Source organism: Anoxybacillus mongoliensis (assembly GCF_014201515.1).
GTDB classification, from domain to species: domain Bacteria; phylum Bacillota; class Bacilli; order Bacillales; family Anoxybacillaceae; genus Anoxybacillus; species Anoxybacillus mongoliensis.
The window spans coordinates 105,958-127,671 of the sequence record NZ_JACHEQ010000008.1 but is presented as its reverse complement, the minus strand read 5'-3'; the positions used below and the strand labels follow the sequence as shown (position 1 = coordinate 127,671).

Below are 21,714 nucleotides of genomic sequence, written 5' to 3'. Positions count from 1 at the left end.
AATCCATTTCAGAGATACCCTATCTATCTTACATTACACAAAATTCTTGACGGTACCTTAAAGGCTGAAACATTCTATTCACAAGAAAAACAAAATCTCACTAACTCTATTGTAAAACAAATGGTTCAGAATTACATCTATTATTATAATCAAATTCGAATTCAGGCCAAATTAAACTACCTGTCTCCTATTGAGTTCAGGAAACAGGCAGCATAGGTGTTTTTTCTGTGTCTCAAATAGGTGGGTCAGTCCATTGAACTCGTCCCTGTATTCTTTTGCTTCACTTCGTCCATGCAAATGAAGTTCAAGATACGTTGGGCGACGACCGAGTTGTTGTTTAACTTCCTCGTAGTCGACAAGGAGCTTTTCTTTGCGCGGTTGGCGTTTTCTGCGCATCTCTTCTAATAAGTGAACGACACGAACATCAAAATCGACAACACATCCGTCAGGGGTAACAGGAATTACAGACTTTTGTTTTTTTCTTTCTTCTTTTTGCGTATCAAATAAGGCTAGCTTCACATCGGCATTGCGATAGTTTCCGATTAAGTCGATAATGACGCAATATTGTTTTTCTGGATGAAGACGCAAGCCGCGCCCGACTTGTTGGGTGAAAACCGTTAATGACTCTGTCGGGCGGACAAATAATAACGTATCGACCGCGGGAATATCGACGCCTTCATTAAACAAATCGACGGTAAAAATCGCGTCTAATTTACCTTTTTCAAGTAGCTCAATCGCCTCCGAGCGAGTGATATGTATTTGTTTGGAATGCAAACTAATCGTCCGATAACTGTGGTTATTAAAATAATTGGCTAAAAAATCTGCTTGACGAATCGATGAACAAAACACGAGGGTTTTCGTTTGCTTATACTCCTCCCAAGCTTGCAAAATGCGTTCTGCCATTTCGTGCCGAAGTTGTACTTGCAATAGTTGTTCTTCATCGTAGCGGTTGCCACGCCAAGCGATTTTCGTATAGTCGGTGTCATCATATACGCCATAGTAGTGAAATGGCGCAAGCCACCCGCGTTGTACTGCTTCGATAAAATCAATGCGGTACGCCACATTTCCGTCGCAAAGCGCGTATACGTCTTTATAGTCATTACGATCAGGCGTTGCGGTAATGCCAAGTAAAAATTTTGGCTGGAAATAAGAAAGCACACGCTCATATGACTTCGCGGCGGCATGGTGAAATTCGTCAATCACAATAAGGTCGAATGCGTCTTTCGCAAACGTAGTTAAATGTTTTTTCATGCTTAGGGTAAAAATAGACGCAAACACGACGTCGGCTTGTCCTTCTTTCATTTTGCTGTCGTAAATACCGAACGTCTTATTCGAAAGCACTTGCGCAAACGAACGCTTCGCCTGATGTAAAATTTCTTCGCGGTGCGCTACAAATAGCACTCTTTGAAACTTTCGAGCAAAAAAAGCAGCCAAGTACGTTTTCCCTAATCCTGTCGCCATGACGACCATCGCACGATCATAACCTTCTTCATACGTTGCTTCTAGCTGGGCGAGTGCTTCCACTTGCGCAAAACGTGGCTGAATGGTGCCGTATGAAGCCCTTTCATCATAAACTATTGCCGTTTCTTCTTTCTTTGTCGTTGAAAGCATCAACTCTACTTCCTCTAGTTTCGTCCATTGTCGCACGAGATTTGTATGACGTTGGTGATAATCGTCATATTGTTGTTTATATTGCTTTAACGTTTCGGCGTTTACTTGTACCGTTTGCTCCGCATAAAAAAGAGTTAAAAACTCATTCATCACTTGAGCAAACACACTTTCTTCCACACATTTAGGCACGCCAATATTCCATTCTACACCGCTCGTTAACGCTGAACGGGATAAATTCGATGAACCGATAATAAAATATCCATCATTTTGATTTTCAAATAAATACGCTTTCGGGTGAAAGGAAATACCGTTACTTTTCCATAACCGAACTTCAATATTCGGATGGATCGCTATAAGTTGACGTAAAGCTTCTGGTTGTGTGACATATAAATAATCTCCAGCACAAATTTTAATATCTGCTCCTCGTTCAGCGGCTTTTCTTAGCGTTTCTTGGATGACGTCCACGCCCGACTTCATCACAAACGACGTCAAAATGTAAATCGTCGAGGCTGTTTCAATATGCTCATTCAGTTTTTCAATTAAATGGCTTTTGACAAACTCGATTTTACTCATCGTGTACCTCAATTAAGAAAATTTTCTCTTTAAAACCTCCTCGTTTTTCCGCTTTCGAGGCACGAACGGCTTCGACTTGTTCGATCGTTGCCCCATGGCATTCGGCAAGCGCATGTATAATTTCTAATACATCCGCTAATTCTTCCACCGCTGTGACATCATCTGATGCGTTCATATATTCCTCTAATTCCTCGAATACTTTCTTCCGCAACTGTTCGCGATATTCTTCATCACTTAACGTGCGCATTGTAAACGTCTTTCCAGCTTCCTCAATAATGTTCGGAATCAAATCCCGAACGAGTTTGTTATAAACAGGCATCGTATCCTCTCCTTTTCTGTCCATCTCCCTCTATTTTACAATATTACCCACCCTTTTGAAATAAAAAACTATGTTTAAGGGCTTTATTATATGAACACAAAAAATAAAGCTCACTTTCTCACATTCCCCCCTCATCTTTTTCTTTTTCCTTCCCCTCCCCATACATACAAATCTCCATAAATCGACAACATAATAAACAGCATACATAAGAAAGGAAGGGCTATGATGAAACTACACGGATTTAATAACTTAACGAAATCGCTTAGTTTTAATATGTACGATATTTGTTATACGACAAGTGCAAACGAGCGGGAAGCGTATATTGCATACATTGACGAGGTGTATAATGCGGAACGGTTGACGAATATTTTAAAAAACGTAGCGGATATGATTGGGGCGCACATTTTAAACATCGCTAAGCAAGATTACGTGCCACAAGGGGCGAGCGTCACGATGCTTATATCAGAAGGGCCGATTGAAGTGCCGAAAGAAGAGCCGCCTGTGCCGCAAGCGGTCGTTTGTGCGCTCGATAAAAGTCATATTACCGTGCATACATATCCTGAATATCATCCGAACGATGGGATTAGCACGTTTCGGGCGGATATTGATGTCGCCACGTGTGGAGAAATTTCACCGTTAAAGGCGCTCGATTATTTAATTCGTTCGTTTGAGACCGATATTATGATTATCGACTATCGTGTGCGTGGATTTACACGCGACATTTCTGGAAAAAAATTATTTATTGATCACGATATTACATCAATTCAAAACTACATTCCTGACGACATTCGGAAACAATACGATATGATTGACGTGAACGTGTATCAAGAACATATTTTTCATACAAAATGCAAATTGCGCGAGTTTGATTTAGACAGCTATTTGTTTGAGTTGTCAAAAGATCAACTGACAAAAGAAGAAGTTGAAGCAATTACACATAAATTGCGCATTGAAATGGATGAAATTTTTTATGGAAAAAACATGACACCACCTAAGTGATGTCAATCCAAATGCAATGATATGTCGCACGAATGAAGCCATTTTCAGCAAATCGGCTTTCGTATTCGTTCATCATCGTTTTAAACACAGACGGGCGTTGGCAATAACGTCCAGACGTACTATTTGTTGCGCCGATATGACGAAGGGATAAGAAAAAATCGCGTACAGATGGAAAATATTCGACTTCAAACTGTTCATGTCCACGAGCATGTGCATGCATATGAAGCCACTCAGAAAACGTCGGAAACGATGGGCCGATGCGAAGCGGCTCATGAATATGTTGTTTCGCTAAAGCGTAAGCAAATGAGGTGTGCAACTCGTGAAACGTGCGGTCGCCAAATGTTGAAAAAAGAAGTTGTCCCCCTTCGTTTCGTCGCTCGGCGAGTTTGGCGATCGTTTGTTTTGGAGTCATAAGCCATTGAAACGTCGCGTTAGAAATAATGAGATCATACGTTTCATGTAACTCAGCTTCTTCAATGTCTGCGCACAGCCATGTAATTGGTGCATCATTTAGCCTTTGTTTCGCTTTTTCAATCATGCCTGGAGCGATATCAACTGCTGTAAGTTTTGCCTGCGGATAAGCGTCATGTAACAACTTCGTTAAATATCCTGTACCACAACCAATTTCTAAAATCGTTTTTGGCGGGCGAGCGATATGCGTCATTAATTTATGTGCCATCTTTTTTTGGACGTTGGCAAACTGATCGTACGTCTTTGCTCGTTCGCTAAATCGTTTTTGCATCAACTGTTTATCAATCATTGCTTCCACCGCCTAACCATGTTTGAATGACATGAGCGCACGCATATGGTTGCGTGATGTGCGGTGCATGTCCGACGTTTCGTAAAAACGTCAACGTACAATTCCTTGTTCGCTCGTATATATACTGCGCAGCTTGCGGAGGGCAAATGCGATCTTGTTCACCGTGAATAAGTAAAATTGGCACATCCATTTGCTGTAGCTGGTCTCGTACATCTGTCGTTAGTAAGTAATCTAAACCAAGCAATAAGTCTGGTATACGATTATGCATATAAGGGAAAGGCTGTGCTTCTTTCTCTCCCCACAACATCTCAATAAACGATTGAATCGTTTTATCTGGTTGTCGCACTAATTGTACTTTCATACGCTCAACAACGCGCGCATGCCAACCTGCATCATAATTTTCGGATGTTGTAAACCGACTTGTGCCACCGATACATACAAGATGCGTAACATACGGGTGCATACCGAGTTGTAAAGCAACGAGCGAGCCAAGCGACCAACCGATCACAATCGACGGGACGGTTAAAGCGTCTTTTGCTTTCGCTAAAAAATGATTGACATCATGCATATGCTCCCATGCGACGACGGTAACATGGCTTGGCTGAAGAGCTTGAATAAGCGGAGTAAACACTTCTCCTTTCATTCCCCATCCCGGCAATAACAATATGTTCATACGATCAGCCCCATTTCTTTTCCGACTGCGGTAATTTCAGCAATCGCCCAATCGAGTTGCTCTTTTGTCATCGTCGCCATAAGTGAGAAACGAAGGCGCGCTGTGCCTTCTGGGACAGTTGGTGGACGAATCGCAACAGCAGCAATACCACGTTCGCGCAATTGAGCGCTAAACGCAAGCGCGCGTTCGTTGTCGCCAACAATAATCGGTACAATGTGCGTTGTGCTTTCACCGATATCGAATCCCGCATGTTGCAGATGCGTGCGAAAATAATCGCTTAACGCATGTAAATGATGGCGCAATGATCGTTCTTGTTGTACGATCTCAATAGCTGTACAAATGGTGCCGAGCACGCTTGGAGGTAATGCGGTTGTAAAAATAAACGGACGCATCGTATTAATGAAATAATCAATAACGACTCGCTTTCCCGCCACATATGCGCCGTATGCGCCAAGAGCCTTGCTACATGTCCCCATATGTACGTCAATATGTTGTGCGAGTTGAAGTTCGTGAGCCATTCCTTCTCCATTTTCTCCATACACACCACTCGCATGTGCTTCATCCACGATGAGCATTGCACCGTACGTTTCTTTTAACATAACGAGATCACGTAACGGTGCAACATCTCCGTCCATACTGAAAATCGTATCCGTCACAATGATTTTCTGTTTATGTCTTTCTGCTTTCTTTAATAACATCTCTAAATGGTCCATATCGGCATGGCGATAGCGTTTCACTTCCGCCCGGCTTAACAGAGCGCCATCAACAATGCTTGCATGATTCCATTTATCACTAAAAATCAGTGTATCCCGTCCGGCTAAGGCAGAAAGAATACCGACGTTAGCTGTATAGCCGCTATTGATAATAAGTGCGGCTTCACAACCTTTCCAACGGATCAACGCTTCTTCTGCTTGTTCATACAGCGGATGATTTCCAACGACAAGGCGTGAAGCAGTCGCTCCAACGCCGTATGTTCTAGTTGCTTCGATGCTCGCATGAATTAACCGTTCGTCATTTGCGAGACCTAAATAGTTGTTCGATGACAAATTAAATAGATGACGCCCGTCCATATGTATAAAACAACCGTCACTTTCTGTTTTGACTAATGTTCGTTTTTGCGCTTTGCCCGCAAGTTGTTCGATATGTAATTTCAATTCCTCCCACAATGCACCTCTCCCCCTTTTTGTAAACCTTATAAACAAAAAAGTTTACACTTATCGTATCATACGTTTATTTCTTTTTCCATAATAAATAAACAAAATAAGGTGCACCGATGAGCGATACGAGCACACCGGCAGGGAGGCCGTCTGGTTCAATAAGATTTCGTCCAATCGTATCAGCAAGCAATAACAATGCACCACCCATCAGCATGGCGACAGGTAAGCTTAACTCATTGCGCGGTCCAACAAGCGCACGAGCAATGTGTGGCGCCATTAAACCAACAAATGCGATACCTCCTGTAACGGACACTGCCGATGCAGCAAGTGCGACCGCTGTAAGCAATAAAGCAAGTCGTTCCCGATCAAGTGATAGCCCGATGCCGATCGCTACCGGGTCGCTCAATTGCAATACATTAAGACGATGGGCTTTATATAAAACAAAAGGGACAAGAGTCATCAGCCACGGCAACAATGCGAGAACAAACGCCCAATCCATCCCCCAAATCCCTCCAGCTAACCATTTCGCAATAAAATCAACCTTTGTGCGATCAGCACCTGAAACGAGCACAATCATGAATCCCGAAAACGCTGTTGCACAACCGATCCCGATTAACACGAGCCGAATCGGTTGAAGCCCCGTTTGTTTATTGTATGATAACGCATAAATGAGGATGGCTGTAAGTAGCGCACCACAAAAAGCAACAAGCGGAATGATATAAGCAAACGATGTAGCTTGAATCGGAATAAATAAAAAGAACAGAGCAACTGCCACACCAGCACCAGCGTTTATACCGACGACACCCGGATCGGCTAAATCGTTGCGCATAATGACTTGTAAAATCGCACCTGATAACGCTAATGCCATGCCTGCAAGCAACGTGATGGCGATGCGTGGTAAGCGAATGGAGAAAAGAACGAACTGTTCTTTAAACGTCCCTTCACCTAATAGCACCGGCATGAGCCGCTCGAAAGATAAAGAAGAATAGCCTGTCCCCATGCTGATGATGGCCGTCATGCAAATGAACATAAGCAAAGCGAGCAAAATGATGCGCTGTTTTTTTCGTAACTGAGGTACGATCATAACATTTTCTCTCCTTTACGCACGATGAAAAGAAAAAACGGAAGTCCCATAACCGCCACAACTGCGACAACGGGTGTCTCATATGGCGCATGAATCATTCGTGCGATTGTATCTGCAAACAACATAAACGTTGCCCCACCGATCGCGCTCATCGGCAAAATAAAACGATAATCTGTTCCGACGAACGAACGAACAAGATGGGGAATCATGAAACCGACGAACGCTAAGTTGCCAACAAGCGCGACAGACGCACCAGCTAGTACAATGACGATGAAAAAAAGAATCGTTTTTACACGCGTCAGTTGCTGGCCAAGTCCGACAGCTACTTCTTCACTCATACTTAAAATCGTTAACTGTCGACTTTGCCAAAAAGCGAAAAGCAACGCGAAACAAATGAATGGGGTAACGATTTTCAGTTCATGCCATGTCGTCCCCATCATCCCACCAGCTGTCCACATCGATACATCTTTTGACACTTTATATATGAGTCCAATCCCTTCTGCGACCGCATATAAGAAGGTAGAAATCGCGGCACCAGCTAGTACAATACGAAACGGTGAAAATTGCTTTGCGCCAATACCGAATACGAGCAAGCTACCAAAGGCCGCTCCGACAAAGCAAGCGAATACGGTTTGCATATATGTAGCGGAAGGAAAAAACGCAAACATCACCGCTAACGCAGCATTCGCCCCTGCGGTTAAACCAATAAGTCCAGGATCTGCGAGCGGATTTCGTGTCATCCCTTGCATAATGGCGCCAGCGACAGCTAAAGCTGCCCCCACGACGACCGCTGCGACTCCACGTGGCAAACGAACTTCATAAATCATCGTTGCAACTTCGTTTGTCTTCGGTGCCGTGACAGCTAGCCATACGTCTTTCATTGTCGTTTCGGCTGCCCCGACGACAATCGCTCCAATAAATGTCGCAATAAATACAATGAAAGCGAGCGAAAATTTTTTTAGCATATGCATCCCCTCTTTTTCTCCATACATAAAGAAAGAGGAATTCACGACGAACTCCTCCTTCTTTTATATTACTCTCCTAAAAAGTGCTTTTTGAAAAACTCAAGCTGGTATTCTAATGTAATTGGATCGTTAAAGTAAAATTCTTTTGCATCCGCTTCAAAGACGCGATTGTTTTTTACTGCTGGAATATTTTTATACGTTTCTGTTTCTGTAAATGAAAGGTCGCCATCTGCATTTTTGCTGAAAATGACATAGTCTCCAGCAAATTGCGGAAGCACTTCAAGGGAAATCGCATAGTATCCGTCTTTCAATGCATGTTCTTCAACTGCTTTCGGCATTTTTAATTTCATTTCTTGATATAAAATTTCTGTGCCACGACCCCAGTTATTGCCGAATACGTACAATTGCTTATCGAAGTTTTCAATGACCGAAACGGTTGCATTTTCACCAATTTTCGCACGAATTTCTTCACCGGCTTGTTGCGCGCGTTGTTTAAAGTCTTCGATCCACTTTTTCGCTTCTTCTTCTTTATTTAATAACTTTCCAATTTCTAAATGTTGTGTTAAATAGTCTACTTTTCCGTACGTATATGTAACTGTTGGAGCAATTTCTTTTAATTTATCTAAGTTTTTGTTTGTTGATGCTGCAATAATTAAATCTGGCTCAAGCTCGATAATTTGTTCTAAACTTCCATCTGTCACTTCTTTTGCCTCTTTTAAATATGGCTCATAACGCGGGTTCATTTTTGCCCAAGAGTCCACACCAACAATTGGCACATCTAACGCCATCACACTACCTGCTAAAAATGATGACAAAACAACAACACGCTTCGGATGTGTAGGTACTTCAACTGGACCTGTTTCTGATTGATACGTCATCGTTTTTGGTTCGTTCTTTTCTTTTGTTGCCTTTTCTTGTTCTTTTTCTGCTGCTTTGTTACCGCACGCACTCAAGATGAGGACGAACAAAAGAAGAATGGACATCATTCGTTTTTTCAACATGTTTGGCATCTCCTTTGATTAAATGGTATGTGATACACATTGGTTTGTTTGTTCGAGGGTCGCGACCGATTTCCGCGTCAATATGAAACACATGGCGTAATACATCTGGCGTCATCACTTGTTCGCACGTTCCCGCTTGAACAATTTTTCCGTCTTTCATCGCGATCATATAATCAGCAAAGCGAGCCGCTTGATTTAAATCATGTAGCACCATGACGATCGTGCGTTTTTGTTCGTGGTTCAGACGTTGGAGTAATTCGAGCACTTCTAATTGATGAGCCATATCTAAATATGTTGTCGGCTCATCTAAAAAGATGATATTTGTTTCTTGCGCAAGCGCCATCGCAATCCATACCCGTTGTCGTTGGCCGCCAGATAGTGAATCAACCGAACGATGTTTAAAATCGATTGTTCCAGTCACTTCAAGCGCCCAATCGATGACTTCATAGTCTCGCTTCGTTAGCCGACCGAATCCTTTTTGATACGGAAACCGTCCGTAAGAAACGAGCTCGCCGACCGTTAAACCGCCAGGGCTTTCCGGCGTTTGCGGTAAAATGGCCATTTTTTGCGCTAACAGTTTCGTATGCTCTTGCGAAATTTGTTTGCCGTCTAAAATGACTGCGCCTTCTTGATGACGGATAATGCGTGTCATCGCTTTTAACAGCGTCGATTTCCCACAACCGTTCGGCCCGATAATTGTCGTGATTTTTTCATCTGGAATATGTACAGTTAATCGGTCGACAATGACGCGTTCGCCATATCCAACAGAAAGCTGCTCTGTATACAACCGCGGCATATATGTTTTCCCCCTTGAACGTCAAGTTGACTAATCGATATTGATAATTAATATCAATACATATTTTAAACTACATCAATTGATTATCATTGTCAATAAATTTTTTTAAAAAAACCAACTTCAATCAGTTAGAAGCTGGTTTTCGATGTACGTTTTTGAAAAAAGGTGGGCAGACACGGGCTTTCCGAGCACATATCCTTGAATTTCATCGCATTGTAACGAGCGAAGAATGTGCAATTGTTGCAACGTTTCTACCCCTTCTGCAATGACGCGTAATTTTAAGTTTTTCGCAAGTACAATGATAGCTTTTACGACGGCAACGTCTTCTTTTTCTTCTGTAATTCCGTCAATAAATGGTTTTGCAATTTTTAAACGATCAATAGGAAATTTACGTAAATAACTAAGTGACGAATAGCCCGTTCCAAAATCGTCAATCGAAATGCAAACACCAAGTTGCTTCAATTGTTGTAGTTTACGGATCGTATATTGTTCGTTAAATACAGCCACTCCTTCTGTAATTTCTAAATCGAGTTGGTTTGGGGACAAGTTCGTTTGTTGTAAAACGAAGTCAATATGTTCGACAAATTTTTCTTTTAAAAATTGTTTTGGTGAAATGTTGACGCTCATACGAAACGATCGCCCGATCTGTTCGTTCCATGCTTTCACTTGACGACATGCTTCTTCCATCACCCATTCACCAATCGCAATAATTTGCCCTGTTTCTTCGGCAATCGGGATGAACACACTTGGTGAAATCATACCGAGCTTTGGGTGAATCCAGCGAATGAGCGCCTCCATCCCAATTAATTCCCCTGTTTGCACATCAAATTGTGGTTGATAAAATAGCGTAAACTGTTTTTTTTCAATCGCTTCGTGAAGCGCAGTTTCAATAGTCGTTTTTTGTAAGATAACGCGATCCATTTCACCGTTAAAAAACTGATATTGGTTTTTCCCTTGTTCTTTGGCGCGATACATTGCCATATCAGCATGTTTCATTAACGTATCGCCCGTTTCCCCATCATACGGATACACCGCTACTCCTACGCTAAGCGATACACGCATATCTAAATGTTGAACAGCGATCGGTTGCTGACTGATAGAAACGATGTCATTGACAAAACGACGAAGCTCATCGATATGATGTAACGGTGTAAAAATTATTGTAAATTCATCACCGCCTTGTCGAGCGACAATGTCGGTCGGGCGAGCTTTTTCTTTTAATACCTTTCCAATGTGTACAATTAATTCATCCCCAATGTGATGTCCAAAATAGTCATTAATATGTTTAAAACGGTCAATGTCGATAAAAATGACAGCGAGACAACGTTGTTCATTTTTAGCACGAATAATCTCTCGCTCAAGCTTCGTGACGAATGCTCGCCGATTGAAAAGTCCTGTTAAAAAATCGTGATTTGCGGCATAAGCAAGTTGTTCGTTTACATATGTTAACTCCCTTGTTCGTGTCGCGACTTTCTGCTCTAAGTCGTCATTTAATATTTGAAGTCGTTGCAAAAGCTGTCGATTTTCTTGTAGCGTCATAAATTGACGAATGAAAATCAATCCGACCGCAAACACAAGACAGGCGATGACGATGCGATCGTCTGGGGAAATAAAAGGAGCACACATTAAAATAAGAAAACATACATACGGAAAAATGACTTTGATGACGGAAAGATGTTCTCTTTTTTGAAACAATAAATCTCCATCTTTGGCTCGATAGCCTGACAACCCGATCATAAGTACACTTAAAATCCATAACGGATCTAACCATGAATTGGATTCATAATGAAATTGCATCATTTGTACGAAATAAATAGTATCTGTAAATACAAAACATCCAACACCGACAATATTCCATAACCAAATGCGGCGAACGTTTGTTGCAAAAAGGAGAAACAAAAGTAAAAATAACATGACGAGATCAAGAAGTGGATAAGTAACTAAAATAGAAATGTATAACCCTTCTTCTTCCAAATAGGTAATTGGTTGAACAATGTATATCCAGCTATATGCCATAATGACACATGTCACAATGAGCGCATCCCATAATGACTGCCATATGACAACGGTTTTTTGCTGTTGCATCACGATATATACTAACGCTGCAATGCAGGCAAGAGAATATAAAATATAAAATACGTCTGCCCACCCTGGAAACGGTGGCTCTGTTTGTAACGCCCATTCATATATGCGATAAATCATTTCAGCAATAAAATAAAAAATTGCACCAGCGGTCATCCATTTCCAAAATACACGTTCATTTGTTTTTATACGAATGGACGCTCTCCATAATAAAAGAATTGAAAGAAATATGCCACCTAACGAAAAAAATGAGCCAACAATCACTTCTGTTTGTCCAGACATAATAAATAATGCCATGTAGTAAGCGATGATATATAAAAATACGATGACTTGCACTCGCATCCCTCCTTCTCTCACATCATATGCGCAAGAAAAAGAAACGAATAGGACAACTAGCCGAGCGCTTAAAAATGTGTTTTTTTTAGTTGTTTATTTAAAACAATGTTTAATATATTGGGAGCGCATTATTGTTCGTCAATTCATAATGCAAGGAATATAATTGTATTACAACAATAACAAGGAGTGATGTTCCATGCTTTTTGCTAAATATAAAAAACAGTTTCCGCCATTTCACTTAGACAGTAGAGAACCTATTGTACATACAACAAATGAAGTGAAAGCACGATTGTCTTACATGGGAGTGAAAGAAGGACATTTACAACTATTGCGGGAAATAAAACCGCTCGTTATGGAACATGTTGATGAGGCAGTCGAAGATGTGCTTAATCATTTATACTCGTTTTCACTATTGCAGTCAGTCGCACATGCAAAAACGACGCGGGAACGTTTAAAACAAGTATTTGTTGAATATGTTGACTCTCTCTTTTCAGCAACAATTAATGAAGATTATATTTCTTTTCGGAAACAGCTCGGTAGTAATCATCATAAACGTGGCTTACCAATCGAATGGATGATCGCAACATATGAAGCAATTGTAACAGCTCTGCTTCCACGCCTATTAACATATGCGGAACAGGAAGGGCGAATTGATCGGTGGACTCACATAATAACTGCTCTCTTTCATCTTATTAACTTTGACTCACAACTCATTATGAGTGCCTATATGGATGATCGAATGCAACAGTTGGAGCAACTAACTAAAAAACAAACCGCTACTCAATTACAATTACGTGGTATGGGTCAGCAGCTTGCCGCTTCAATTGAACAAACGGAGGCAGGGCTAAGTGAAGCCGGAGAAAAAGCAAGAAAAGTGAGAGAACAAACGGAAATGACGCAGAAAAGCAGTCAAAACTTATCTAGCCTTATGAACTCAACAGAACAACAAGTTGAACAAACGCGCAAAACATTCGATGAAGTGGTCGATAAAGTAAACGATGTACTTACGATTTTACAACAATTATCTAACTCATCTGAAAGTATACGTAATACGTCTTCTCAAATTCAAACGATTGCGGATCAAACAAATTTGCTCGCTTTAAACGCTGCAATTGAAGCGGCTCGAGCAGGAGAAGCAGGAAAAGGATTTGCTGTCGTTGCTGATGAAGTACGAAAACTAGCTGAACATACAAAACAAATGAGCACACACATCATTGAAGGAATAGAAACGAACTACCATCAAGTTGCAACCCTTGTCCACAAAATGAACGATATGAGTACAATGGCAAAAGAAGCTTCTAGTCAAGTTGAACAAACAAAAGGAGCAATGGTTGCTTCAAAAATGGAACTCGATCATCATACTCATCTGTTTCAAGAAAACCAACAACAAATCGACTATATTTTACGATCAATTGAAGAAATTCATCGCGTGATGAAACATTTATCTTCCTTGTCTATGCAATTAGTCGAACAAGCGGAATAAACAAGGGGTGCTTCTCCCCTTGTTTGTTGTTTATTTAGAACAATGTTTAATAAAAATAAGAAAGGCGTAAATGAAACGGTTCTCAACTAGGAAAACCGCTTCAATATGCGCGCAAGATTGCGGGCTTTCGTATATAAAAGAGAATGTGCGGATTGCATACATTGTTCTACGGTCATCGGTTTTGTTGCAATCGCATCACAGCTAACAAAATAATCATATAACTGTTCAAACCCATCACCGAGACTGCCGGACAATAAAAACGCAGGCACGTGATGTTGTTTCGCTAGCTGTCCTACGTAAAACGGAACTTTCCCGTACAACGTTTGTGCGTCACTTTGTCCTTCGCCCGTAATAACGATGCGCGCGCGTTTTATTTTTTCTTGCAGTTGCACCGTTTCCCCGACAAGTTTTGCTCCAGAAATGAGTTTTCCTCCAAGCAATAAAAAGGCAAAACCTAAACCGCCTGCCGCTCCAGCTCCCTGCTCATGTGCATATGAACGACCGATTCGCTGTTCGATTGTTTTTGCATACGTATGTAGCCATTTATCTAATGTGCGAACCGTTTCACGATCTGCCCCCTTTTGCCGTCCAAATACGTACGATGCCCCTCGTTCCCCATAAAGCGGATTATCGACATCACATGCAATGAGAAACTCGCTTTCGTATACACGCCGATCAACTGATGTCATATCAACATGGGCAATATGCGGTAAAGAAGACGGGATCGGAGGCAACGGTTCTCCTTTGGCATTCGTAAACGTCGCACCGAGCGCACATAACATCCCAAAACCACCGTCGTTTGTACTACTTCCGCCAAGTCCGATGACGAAACGGCGGTACCCCGCATGAAGCGCTGCCATAATCATTTCCCCAACACCATACGTAGTCGTGTGAAGCGGATTGCGCTTTTTCATTGGAACGAGCGGCAAACCGATGACTTGAGCGACTTCAATGACCGCTGTATCTTGAACAACACCATATGCCGCCTGCCTCGTTTCAAACAGCGGGCCGCGAACCGTTACGTATTGAACGGAACCGTTCATCGCAGAAACGATCGCTTCCATCGTTCCTTCTCCCCCGTCTGCCATCGGAACAGCGATGACTGTCGCTTCTGGATATTCACAGCGAAACGCTTCTTTAATGATGGTGCACACTTCACTCGCTAATAAACTTCCTTTAAATGAATCGGGTGCAATGACTACATTCATCCGCTCACCACCTTCTTTAATACATTTTTTCCGTCTTGTCGAACAAACACAACGGTCATAATCGTTCCACGTTCGCGCGAAAACGGCTCGCTTGTTACCATTCGTTCATAATCGCGATAAGGAGAACGATATAAATCAAATAAAAATGTTGTTTCATCCACCGAATCGATAAATGTAATTTTCGCAAACCATTCCCCGTTCACGTACGAAAGCGAAGGCCCGTCTTGTCGTTCAATCGAAATGAGCTTTTTTTCTTCACCCATTTCACAAAAAGCGACACCAACATCATCTCCTGCACAAAAACCAATCATCCGCTCTGGCGTTGTAAACGTCAACGTCTCTCCCTTCACTTGTACATCAATCGCTCGTTCATCGGCACAAATAAACATACCTTCCACATAAAATAACTGTTGGTCACCGCATTCCATAAGTCATTTCCTTTCTCGCTATGTTTCTTTCTCAATCATAATACAAGTGAAAATGTTTTCACAACATCGTCCCTTTTGTTAAAATGAGAGTATGCTTTACAACAAGGAGGAGTTATTATGTTAGAAAAACAGTTGCAAAAATATGCTGAACTCGCTGTACGTGTTGGGGTCAACATTCAACCTGGGCAAACGTTGTTTATTAGCGCGCCGCTACCGTCTGCTCCACTTGTACGCGAAATTGCTAAAAAAGCGTACGAAGCTGGGGCAAAACATGTGCATGTCGAGTGGAGCGATGAAGAAATTACGTACATAAAATTTAAACACGCACCAGAAGAAGCGCTTCATGAATACCCGACATGGCTTGCGAAAGGACGCGAGGAAGTCGCCGAAAAAGGTGGGGCGTTTTTAAGTATTTATGCACCGAATCCAGACTTATTAAAAGATATTGATCCTGCACGAGTAGCTGCAGCAACAAAAGCGGCAAGCATGGCGTTGCAACATTACCGTAGCCGCTTAATGGCCGATCATAACTGCTGGTCTTTAATTGCTGTGCCGACACCAGCATGGGCGAAAAAAGTATTTCCGAATATGGCTGAGAACGAAGCTATTGCAAAGTTATGGGACGTTATTTTCCAAGTGACTCGCGTCGACCAAGACGATCCGATTGCTGCATGGAAAGTGCACAATGAAAAATTAGCGCGCATTGTCGATTATTTAAACAACAAACAATATAAACAACTCATTTATGACGGACCAGGCACAAATTTAACTGTAGAACTTCCAGATGGACATATTTGGGCTGGTGGGGCAGCAAAAAGTACAGACGGCATTGTATTTAATCCAAATATGCCGACAGAAGAAGTGTTTACAATGCCGCATAAAGATGGAACGAACGGCGTTGTGCGCAATACAAAACCGCTGAACTACGGCGGAAATATTATTGACGGCTTTACGCTTACATTTAAAGATGGTAAAGTTGTCGATTTTACAGCAGAAGTTGGTTACGATACGTTGAAACATTTGCTTGATACAGATGAAGGTGCACGTCGATTAGGGGAAATTGCGCTCGTTCCGCATCGCTCGCCAATTTCACAATCAAATCTTGTGTTTTATAATACGTTATTTGATGAAAATGCTGCCTCGCATTTGGCGCTTGGCAAAGCGTATCCAACAAATATCGAAGGCGGGACAAATATGCGCACTGAAGAATTGCTTGCGCGTGGAGCAAACGATAGCTTAGTGCATGAAGATTTTATGATCGGTTCTCATGAATTAAACGTCGATGGGGTCACAAAAGATGGTGTGCGCGAACCGATTATGCGAAATGGTGAATGGGTGATTTCTATTTAAAGATGTTGCGGCGTTTGTCCGCAACATTTTTTTTCATTCGCATATATTGGCAAAGAGAGGAGGAGCGAGGGATGATCAAACAATTTATTGCCAACAGCGGGATACTTATTGCTGGTTTTTATTTAATTAGCAAATTTTTCCCATCAAATATTCATAAACAATCCCCTTTCCATATGCGCCTATTTGCAGGGGCCTTTTGCGGTTTGCTAAGCATTGTACTTATGTTTTTTTCGATTCCACTCGGACATGGAGTCATTGCTGATTTGCGCCACGTTCCACTCATTGTCGTCAGCTACTACGGCGGCATGCCAAGCGCACTGACGGCAGGGATCATTATGGGAGCAGGACGATTTTTATTCGGCAATACGTTTGCGTCAATCGTTTCTTTTTTTATTTCTCTTGCGATTGCAATCGGCTGTGGACTAATAAGTCGTTGGATGAAACGAAACATCGCAGTAACAACGTTTTGGATGAACGTTTACAGCATGTGTTTCATTTCGTTTGCCTTATTCATTAATATTCCAGATCGCCACATGTACACCGAAACACTATTTGTTTTTTGGCCTGTCTCCTTCTTCGCTACGTATATAGCCGCGAACATTTGTAAAGATATTCGTCAATCAAAAGACTTATTGCAACATTATAAAGCATGGGCAACGACCGATTTTTTAACGGGGCTTTATAATGTGCGTCAGTTTCATACCGTATTAAATGAAAAAATGGCACAAGTCAAGCAGCAAAACAGCTGTTTAGCGCTTATTTTATTTGATATTGATCGCTTTAAATCAGTAAATGACGTGTACGGACATGATGGTGGAGATGTCATTTTACGTCATCTTGGTGAACTCATTCGCTCGCTCGTTCCGAAAAACGCCCTAGCCTTTCGCAATGGTGGTGAGGAATTTTCCATCCTATTTACAAGTTGCGAACATGAAGCAGTAACATTTGCCGAGCATGTTCGAACAACGATTGAGCGTCATCCATTTGTCGTGCAAAAACAAACGGTGCATATTACAGTTTCTATCGGCATTTCACTTTTCCCGACGCTTGCAACAAATGAAACGGAGCTATTTAAACAAGCAGATATTGCTTTATATGAAGCAAAACAACAAGGGAGAAATCGCACGGTTGTATATAAAAAAGGAACACTTGCATGAAATGCCAAACTATACGACAATAAAAGTAAAAACAATTAAAGGAGCGAAAAATATGAAACAACGATCGAAGTTATTCATTAGCATCGTTGCAACTTTCACATTGCTCTCTGCTTGCAACGAACAAACAACTGCCCCAGCAAAGCAGCCTGTTGCAAATAAAGAGCAACAAAAAAAACAAGCCCCGCTTGAATTGACACCTGTTGAAAGTACGAATCAACCGTTTACCATTTCATTATTACCAAAGTTTAGTTTAGAAGCAGAAGAACCAGGAAAAGATGTCGTCATGCATGAAAGCGAGCAAGAACAATGGATGCGCATTGAACTTTTGCCGAAAGATGCGAAAGATCAAATGGAAACGTACGCCAAAGAACGGGCCACGGCCGTCTCCGAGCAAGCTACACCGTTTGAAGGAACGTTGCCGTTTGAAGACGCCATCGTATATGAAGCCCCGGTCGATGACAGTGTCGTTTATATTATTGGCATAACCGGAGACGCTCCGATGTTTTTAACCGTGTTTACGAAAAAAGAAGATAACTGGCTTGACCAGTTTATGACGATGGCAAAAACAATTAAACGTACGGCAACGATCGAAAATGAAACGAGCGAACAACCGAACGAATCATTTTACACATATAAAAGTGGCAACCAACCGTTTCAAGCAAATATTTTAGACGGTTATCAGGCAGAAGCGGTTGAACCAGGCAAAGATATGATTTTTCTTGATGAAGAAAAGTCATCGATGACGGTCGAACTCATTGATGAAGGTGCAGATTGGTCACTTATCGCGGAACAAGCCGAACAATATGTAAAAGCGAGCAGTAAAGACGGGACGGTCGAAAAAATAACGTGGACAAAAGGAACGCGTTTGAACGGTGCGGATGTATATAAAAGCACCATTGCAGATGGCGAAGTATATGTATTCGTTGTAAAAAACGGAACACCGATGCGATTGACTATTTTTGTCCAACAAACAGATGAGCTAGACCCGTTTTTACAAATGGCAGAAACGATTGAACGTATTGACTAAGGAGGGATTTTTTTGGAACTGTTAGAAGCGTATCGATCATTATGGTCAAACCGTTCGCTACCCGCAACGGAAAATGAAGCTGAAAAAGTGTTAATCGATGCGATTCGGCGCGATTTATTAGATGAAATGACACATCCGCGTTTGAGAAAATCACCTTACGAAAAATTTTCATGGGCGATCAAGCGCATTGCGTCATCATCGCTTGATGCCAAACAACAATACGAACTCGTTCGTTTATACGTACAACAGCTCGAAAACTTGCCTTCTCGCTAAGGCAAGTTTTTTGTATAACATCCCGTCATTTGCACAAAATACGTAGCGAATACTACACGAGGAGGTTTTACGATGGATCCGTTTCGTTCATTAGATGTTATGCGACGGGATATAGAACGTATGTTTTCTAACTTCCCTTCGCTTTTCTCGCACGTAGATGATGTGTTTCGTATGCCTCGCGTCGATGTGCATGAAAATGAAAAAGAAATGATCGTAACATGTGATATTCCAGGGCTAGAACGAAAAGAAGACGTCGATATTCATATTGATCATCAAACGTTATCCATTAGTGGGCACGTGCGCCGACAACATGACGTGCACGATGAACATATGCATCGACAAGAGCGGTTTTATGGGCGATTTCATCGTACAATTCCGCTTCCTTCCCCTGCTACGCATGAACATGTACAAGCATCCTATAAAAATGGTGTACTTGAAATTCGCATTCCGAAAGCACAAGCGGACGACAAAAAACGAATTGACATACAATTCCATTGACACCGGCCATATCGCCGGTGTTTTTTTGAAACTTTCTTTTTTGTTACACGTATATATACACGAGGTGAGCGGTATGGATGACAAATCGTTTTTAATGGTATTTGGCGCATGGACGAATCAAACAATGATCGCTGATATTGCTGAAACAGGGGCGATGTTTTACCGAAAACGACGCATTATGGAAAAAGTAAAAGAAATAGAAAAGGCGGAGAATCCCGCCTAATAACTATGCTTCGTCACACGGAATGACCGCATCATGAAGCGCAACGTTTACTTGTTGTTCGTATTTATTTCGCTCTTCTTCTGTCCAATGAAAATACGATTGCATGAATGTAACGACATCTTCTTTTAGCTGTTGGACGGAATGAATGTCGAAAAAGAGAGCACCGGTACGTCGAATGAAAAAGTCAAGCGGTGTTAACGTCATTTCATATTCAAGCGCATATAAACACATCACATACCAATCGATCGGAAGCGATGTTTGATTGCGGTCGTACGTACGAGCTAAAGCAAATAAATGATCAACATTCGTACCATATCGTTGCACAAGCCGTTTCGCTTGTTGTTCAGTTAAGCCGTAAGCCGTTCCTTCGGCTATTTTTTCAGACATAAATGTATACCATTGGCTCGCTCCTCCAACGTCACCCCCAGAAATAGGCAAATGTTTCGTTTGGCAAGGTGGATACGCTCCACCCAGCTGTTTAGCAATCAAATCAACGACCGTTTCCGCCATTTTTCGATACCCAGTTAACTTTCCACCTGCAATTGTAATAAGGCCGGAAGGAGATTGCCAAATTTCATCTTTTCGAGAAATCTCTGACGGATCTTTTCCTTCTTCGTAAATTAAAGGGCGTAAACCAGCCCAACTCGATTCAATGTGCTGTTCCGTAACATGAACGGAAGGAAACATGTAATGAATGGCGCGCAATAAATAGTCGCGATCATCACTTGTCATTTTCGGATGAGCACGATCGCTGTCATAAAACGTATCTGTCGTGCCAACGTACGTCTTTCCTTCGCGTGGAATCGCAAACACCATGCGACCGTCAGGCGTATCAAAATATACCGCTTGTTTAAGCGGAAAATGTGCTTGGTCAATGACAATGTGCACACCTTTTGTTAAACGTAATTTTTTTCCGACATTTGAGCCGTCTTTTTCACGAAGGATATCGACCCATGGACCTGCCGCATTCACTATTTTTTTTGCATATATTGTAAACGTTCGCCCTGTGATTTGCTCACGACATGTCACACCTTTGACAAAACCGTTTTCGTCGTACAAAAACGATTCCGCCTGCACATAGTTCACCGCGTGTGCTCCACATTCTACCGCTTTTTTCACCACTTCAATCGTCAGTCTCGCATCATCTGTTCGATATTCAACATAATAGCCACCACCGAGCAATCCATCTCGTTTAATTAACGGTTCTTTTTGTAGCGTTTCATCTGCTGATAACATCGTTCGTCGTTCTTCTTTTTTGACGCGAGCTAAATGATCGTACACCCATAGCCCGATCGATGTGCTCCATCTGCCGAACGTGCCACCGCGATGAATCGGCAATAACATCCATTCCGGAGTTGTCACGTGCGGACCATTTTCATATACGATTGCTCGCTCTTTTCCTACTTCTGCGACCATTTTTACTTCGAAATGTTTTAAATAACGTAATCCGCCATGAACGAGCTTCGTTGAACGGCTTGACGTACCTGCCGCGAAATCTTGCATCTCAACAAGCGCTGTTTTCATTCCGCGCGTCGTCGCGTCGAGCGCAATGCCACAACCGGTAATTCCCCCACCAATGACGAGCACATCATACGTCGTTTTGCCCATTTTCTCAATCATTTGCAACCGTTGTTTTGCTGAAAACATAACTATTCCCCCTTGCAAAAACAAAAAGAGACCAAAACAGGCACAATAAGTTTTTGCTTATTAT

The 21,714-nt window shown here is 41.9% G+C and carries 21 protein-coding genes and 1 pseudogene; 9 read left to right on the top strand and 13 right to left on the bottom strand.

Annotation, left to right across the window (positions count from 1 at the left end; all coding sequences use genetic code 11):
• The first annotated feature begins 21 nt into the window (after window positions 1-21).
• Window positions 22-216: an IS3 family transposase gene (locus HNR43_RS14350; protein WP_425486532.1), complete on the top strand. Its 195-nt coding sequence runs from the start codon at window positions 22-24 to the stop codon at window positions 214-216.
• 39 nt (window positions 217-255) lie between these two features.
• Here the strand turns inward: HNR43_RS14350 and HNR43_RS09090 are convergent.
• Together HNR43_RS09090 and HNR43_RS09085 are read right to left on the bottom strand one after the other, a co-directional pair.
• Window positions 256-2,184: pseudogene (locus tag HNR43_RS09090) on the bottom strand (DEAD/DEAH box helicase family protein); the annotation flags it as partial.
• On the bottom strand, window positions 2,177-2,503 hold the full coding sequence (locus tag HNR43_RS09085; RefSeq protein WP_183243197.1) for a nucleoside triphosphate pyrophosphohydrolase: 327 nt from the start codon (window positions 2,501-2,503) through the stop codon (window positions 2,177-2,179). The pseudogene HNR43_RS09090 and the gene HNR43_RS09085, both read right to left, overlap by 8 nt.
• Before the next feature lie 225 nt (window positions 2,504-2,728).
• Between HNR43_RS09085 and speD the strand changes: the two genes are divergently transcribed.
• Entirely contained in the window at window positions 2,729-3,502 is a 774-nt protein-coding gene (speD, locus tag HNR43_RS09080) for an adenosylmethionine decarboxylase (protein WP_183243196.1), read from the top strand.
• Here the strand turns inward: speD and bioC are convergent.
• The 8 genes from bioC to HNR43_RS09040 form a co-directional block, all read right to left on the bottom strand.
• Window positions 3,495-4,262: a malonyl-ACP O-methyltransferase BioC gene (gene bioC / locus HNR43_RS09075; protein ID WP_183243194.1), complete on the bottom strand. Its 768-nt coding sequence runs from the start codon at window positions 4,260-4,262 to the stop codon at window positions 3,495-3,497. The genes speD and bioC overlap by 8 nt on opposite strands.
• A complete protein-coding gene (locus HNR43_RS09070) occupies window positions 4,255-4,935 on the bottom strand; it encodes an alpha/beta fold hydrolase (protein ID WP_183243192.1) in 681 nt (226 codons plus the stop codon). Before HNR43_RS09070 ends, bioC begins: the two co-directional genes overlap by 8 nt.
• Window positions 4,932-6,101 carry an 8-amino-7-oxononanoate synthase gene (gene bioF / locus HNR43_RS09065; protein WP_183243190.1) on the bottom strand — a complete coding sequence of 390 codons (1,170 nt, stop codon included), beginning with the start codon at window positions 6,099-6,101 and terminating at the stop codon, window positions 4,932-4,934. Before bioF ends, HNR43_RS09070 begins: the two co-directional genes overlap by 4 nt.
• 64 nt (window positions 6,102-6,165) lie before the next feature.
• On the bottom strand, window positions 6,166-7,176 hold the full coding sequence (locus tag HNR43_RS09060) for a FecCD family ABC transporter permease (RefSeq protein ID WP_183243188.1): 1,011 nt from the start codon (window positions 7,174-7,176) through the stop codon (window positions 6,166-6,168).
• Entirely contained in the window at window positions 7,173-8,147 is a 975-nt protein-coding gene (locus HNR43_RS09055) for a FecCD family ABC transporter permease (protein WP_183243209.1), read from the bottom strand. The genes HNR43_RS09060 and HNR43_RS09055 overlap by 4 nt, the downstream gene beginning before the upstream one ends.
• 62 nt (window positions 8,148-8,209) lie before the next feature.
• Window positions 8,210-9,142, bottom strand: a complete 933-nt coding sequence (locus HNR43_RS09050) for an iron-hydroxamate ABC transporter substrate-binding protein (protein ID WP_425486531.1) — start codon at window positions 9,140-9,142, stop codon at window positions 8,210-8,212.
• Window positions 9,078-9,938 carry an ABC transporter ATP-binding protein gene (locus HNR43_RS09045; RefSeq protein ID WP_183243186.1) on the bottom strand — a complete coding sequence of 287 codons (861 nt, stop codon included), beginning with the start codon at window positions 9,936-9,938 and terminating at the stop codon, window positions 9,078-9,080. The genes HNR43_RS09050 and HNR43_RS09045 overlap by 65 nt, the downstream gene beginning before the upstream one ends.
• Before the next feature lie 120 nt (window positions 9,939-10,058).
• On the bottom strand, window positions 10,059-12,362 hold the full coding sequence (locus HNR43_RS09040) for a putative bifunctional diguanylate cyclase/phosphodiesterase (RefSeq protein ID WP_221248246.1): 2,304 nt from the start codon (window positions 12,360-12,362) through the stop codon (window positions 10,059-10,061).
• Between the two features lie 190 nt (window positions 12,363-12,552).
• Here HNR43_RS09040 and HNR43_RS09035 point away from each other — a divergent pair, with 190 nt between their 5' ends.
• Entirely contained in the window at window positions 12,553-13,839 is a 1,287-nt protein-coding gene (locus HNR43_RS09035) for a globin-coupled sensor protein (protein ID WP_183243182.1), read from the top strand.
• 86 nt (window positions 13,840-13,925) lie between these two features.
• On the opposite strand, the gene HNR43_RS09030 is transcribed toward HNR43_RS09035, so the two are convergent.
• Window positions 13,926-15,047, bottom strand: coding sequence for a glycerate kinase (locus HNR43_RS09030; RefSeq protein ID WP_183243180.1), 1,122 nt, complete (start codon window positions 15,045-15,047; stop codon window positions 13,926-13,928).
• Complete coding sequence (locus HNR43_RS09025; protein WP_183243178.1) at window positions 15,044-15,475, bottom strand: hypothetical protein; 432 nt, start codon at window positions 15,473-15,475, stop codon at window positions 15,044-15,046. The genes HNR43_RS09030 and HNR43_RS09025 overlap by 4 nt, the downstream gene beginning before the upstream one ends.
• Window positions 15,476-15,592: 117 nt before the next feature.
• Here HNR43_RS09025 and HNR43_RS09020 point away from each other — a divergent pair, with 117 nt between their 5' ends.
• The 6 genes from HNR43_RS09020 (at window position 15,593) to HNR43_RS08995 (ending at window position 20,003) form a co-directional block, all read left to right on the top strand.
• The gene (locus HNR43_RS09020; protein WP_183243176.1) at window positions 15,593-16,825 is read left to right on the top strand and encodes an aminopeptidase; all 1,233 of its coding nucleotides are present in this window, start codon (window positions 15,593-15,595) and stop codon (window positions 16,823-16,825) included.
• A 71-nt stretch (window positions 16,826-16,896) separates the two neighbouring features.
• The gene (locus HNR43_RS09015) at window positions 16,897-17,982 is read left to right on the top strand and encodes a GGDEF domain-containing protein (RefSeq protein WP_183243174.1); all 1,086 of its coding nucleotides are present in this window, start codon (window positions 16,897-16,899) and stop codon (window positions 17,980-17,982) included.
• Window positions 17,983-18,034: 52 nt separating this feature from the next.
• Entirely contained in the window at window positions 18,035-19,009 is a 975-nt protein-coding gene (locus HNR43_RS09010; RefSeq protein WP_183243172.1) for a hypothetical protein, read from the top strand.
• Between the two features lie 12 nt (window positions 19,010-19,021).
• On the top strand, window positions 19,022-19,282 hold the full coding sequence (locus tag HNR43_RS09005) for a hypothetical protein (protein ID WP_183243170.1): 261 nt from the start codon (window positions 19,022-19,024) through the stop codon (window positions 19,280-19,282).
• A 72-nt stretch (window positions 19,283-19,354) separates the two neighbouring features.
• Complete coding sequence (locus HNR43_RS09000) at window positions 19,355-19,780, top strand: Hsp20/alpha crystallin family protein (RefSeq protein ID WP_183243168.1); 426 nt, start codon at window positions 19,355-19,357, stop codon at window positions 19,778-19,780.
• Window positions 19,781-19,853: 73 nt separating this feature from the next.
• Complete coding sequence (locus HNR43_RS08995; RefSeq protein WP_246346287.1) at window positions 19,854-20,003, top strand: EcsC family protein; 150 nt, start codon at window positions 19,854-19,856, stop codon at window positions 20,001-20,003.
• A gap of 3 nt (window positions 20,004-20,006) precedes the next feature.
• On the opposite strand, the gene HNR43_RS08990 is transcribed toward HNR43_RS08995, so the two are convergent.
• Window positions 20,007-21,650 (bottom strand): glycerol-3-phosphate dehydrogenase/oxidase, encoded by a 1,644-nt coding sequence (locus HNR43_RS08990; RefSeq protein WP_183243166.1) that lies wholly within the window; start codon window positions 21,648-21,650, stop codon window positions 20,007-20,009.
• Window positions 21,651-21,714: the final 64 nt, after the last annotated feature.

Coding starts and splice junctions, on each gene's coding strand:
- HNR43_RS09060 (WP_183243188.1), bottom strand. CDS start 7,176: ATGATCGTACCTCAGTTACGAAAAAAACAGCGCATCATTTTGCTCGCT.
- HNR43_RS09030 (WP_183243180.1), bottom strand. CDS start 15,047: ATGAATGTAGTCATTGCACCCGATTCATTTAAAGGAAGTTTATTAGCG.
- HNR43_RS09070 (WP_183243192.1), bottom strand. CDS start 4,935: ATGAACATATTGTTATTGCCGGGATGGGGAATGAAAGGAGAAGTGTTT.
- HNR43_RS08995 (WP_246346287.1), top strand. CDS start 19,854: ATGGATGACAAATCGTTTTTAATGGTATTTGGCGCATGGACGAATCAA.
- HNR43_RS09050 (WP_425486531.1), bottom strand. CDS start 9,142: ATGTTGAAAAAACGAATGATGTCCATTCTTCTTTTGTTCGTCCTCATC.
- HNR43_RS08990 (WP_183243166.1), bottom strand. CDS start 21,650: ATGTTTTCAGCAAAACAACGGTTGCAAATGATTGAGAAAATGGGCAAA.
- HNR43_RS09025 (WP_183243178.1), bottom strand. CDS start 15,475: ATGGAATGCGGTGACCAACAGTTATTTTATGTGGAAGGTATGTTTATT.
- speD (WP_183243196.1), top strand. CDS start 2,729: ATGAAACTACACGGATTTAATAACTTAACGAAATCGCTTAGTTTTAAT.
- HNR43_RS09010 (WP_183243172.1), top strand. CDS start 18,035: ATGAAACAACGATCGAAGTTATTCATTAGCATCGTTGCAACTTTCACA.
- HNR43_RS09085 (WP_183243197.1), bottom strand. CDS start 2,503: ATGCCTGTTTATAACAAACTCGTTCGGGATTTGATTCCGAACATTATT.
- HNR43_RS09045 (WP_183243186.1), bottom strand. CDS start 9,938: ATGCCGCGGTTGTATACAGAGCAGCTTTCTGTTGGATATGGCGAACGC.
- HNR43_RS09015 (WP_183243174.1), top strand. CDS start 16,897: ATGATCAAACAATTTATTGCCAACAGCGGGATACTTATTGCTGGTTTT.
- HNR43_RS09020 (WP_183243176.1), top strand. CDS start 15,593: ATGTTAGAAAAACAGTTGCAAAAATATGCTGAACTCGCTGTACGTGTT.
- HNR43_RS09040 (WP_221248246.1), bottom strand. CDS start 12,362: ATGCGAGTGCAAGTCATCGTATTTTTATATATCATCGCTTACTACATG.
- HNR43_RS09055 (WP_183243209.1), bottom strand. CDS start 8,147: ATGCATATGCTAAAAAAATTTTCGCTCGCTTTCATTGTATTTATTGCG.
- bioC (WP_183243194.1), bottom strand. CDS start 4,262: ATGATTGATAAACAGTTGATGCAAAAACGATTTAGCGAACGAGCAAAG.
- HNR43_RS09035 (WP_183243182.1), top strand. CDS start 12,553: ATGCTTTTTGCTAAATATAAAAAACAGTTTCCGCCATTTCACTTAGAC.
- HNR43_RS09000 (WP_183243168.1), top strand. CDS start 19,355: ATGGATCCGTTTCGTTCATTAGATGTTATGCGACGGGATATAGAACGT.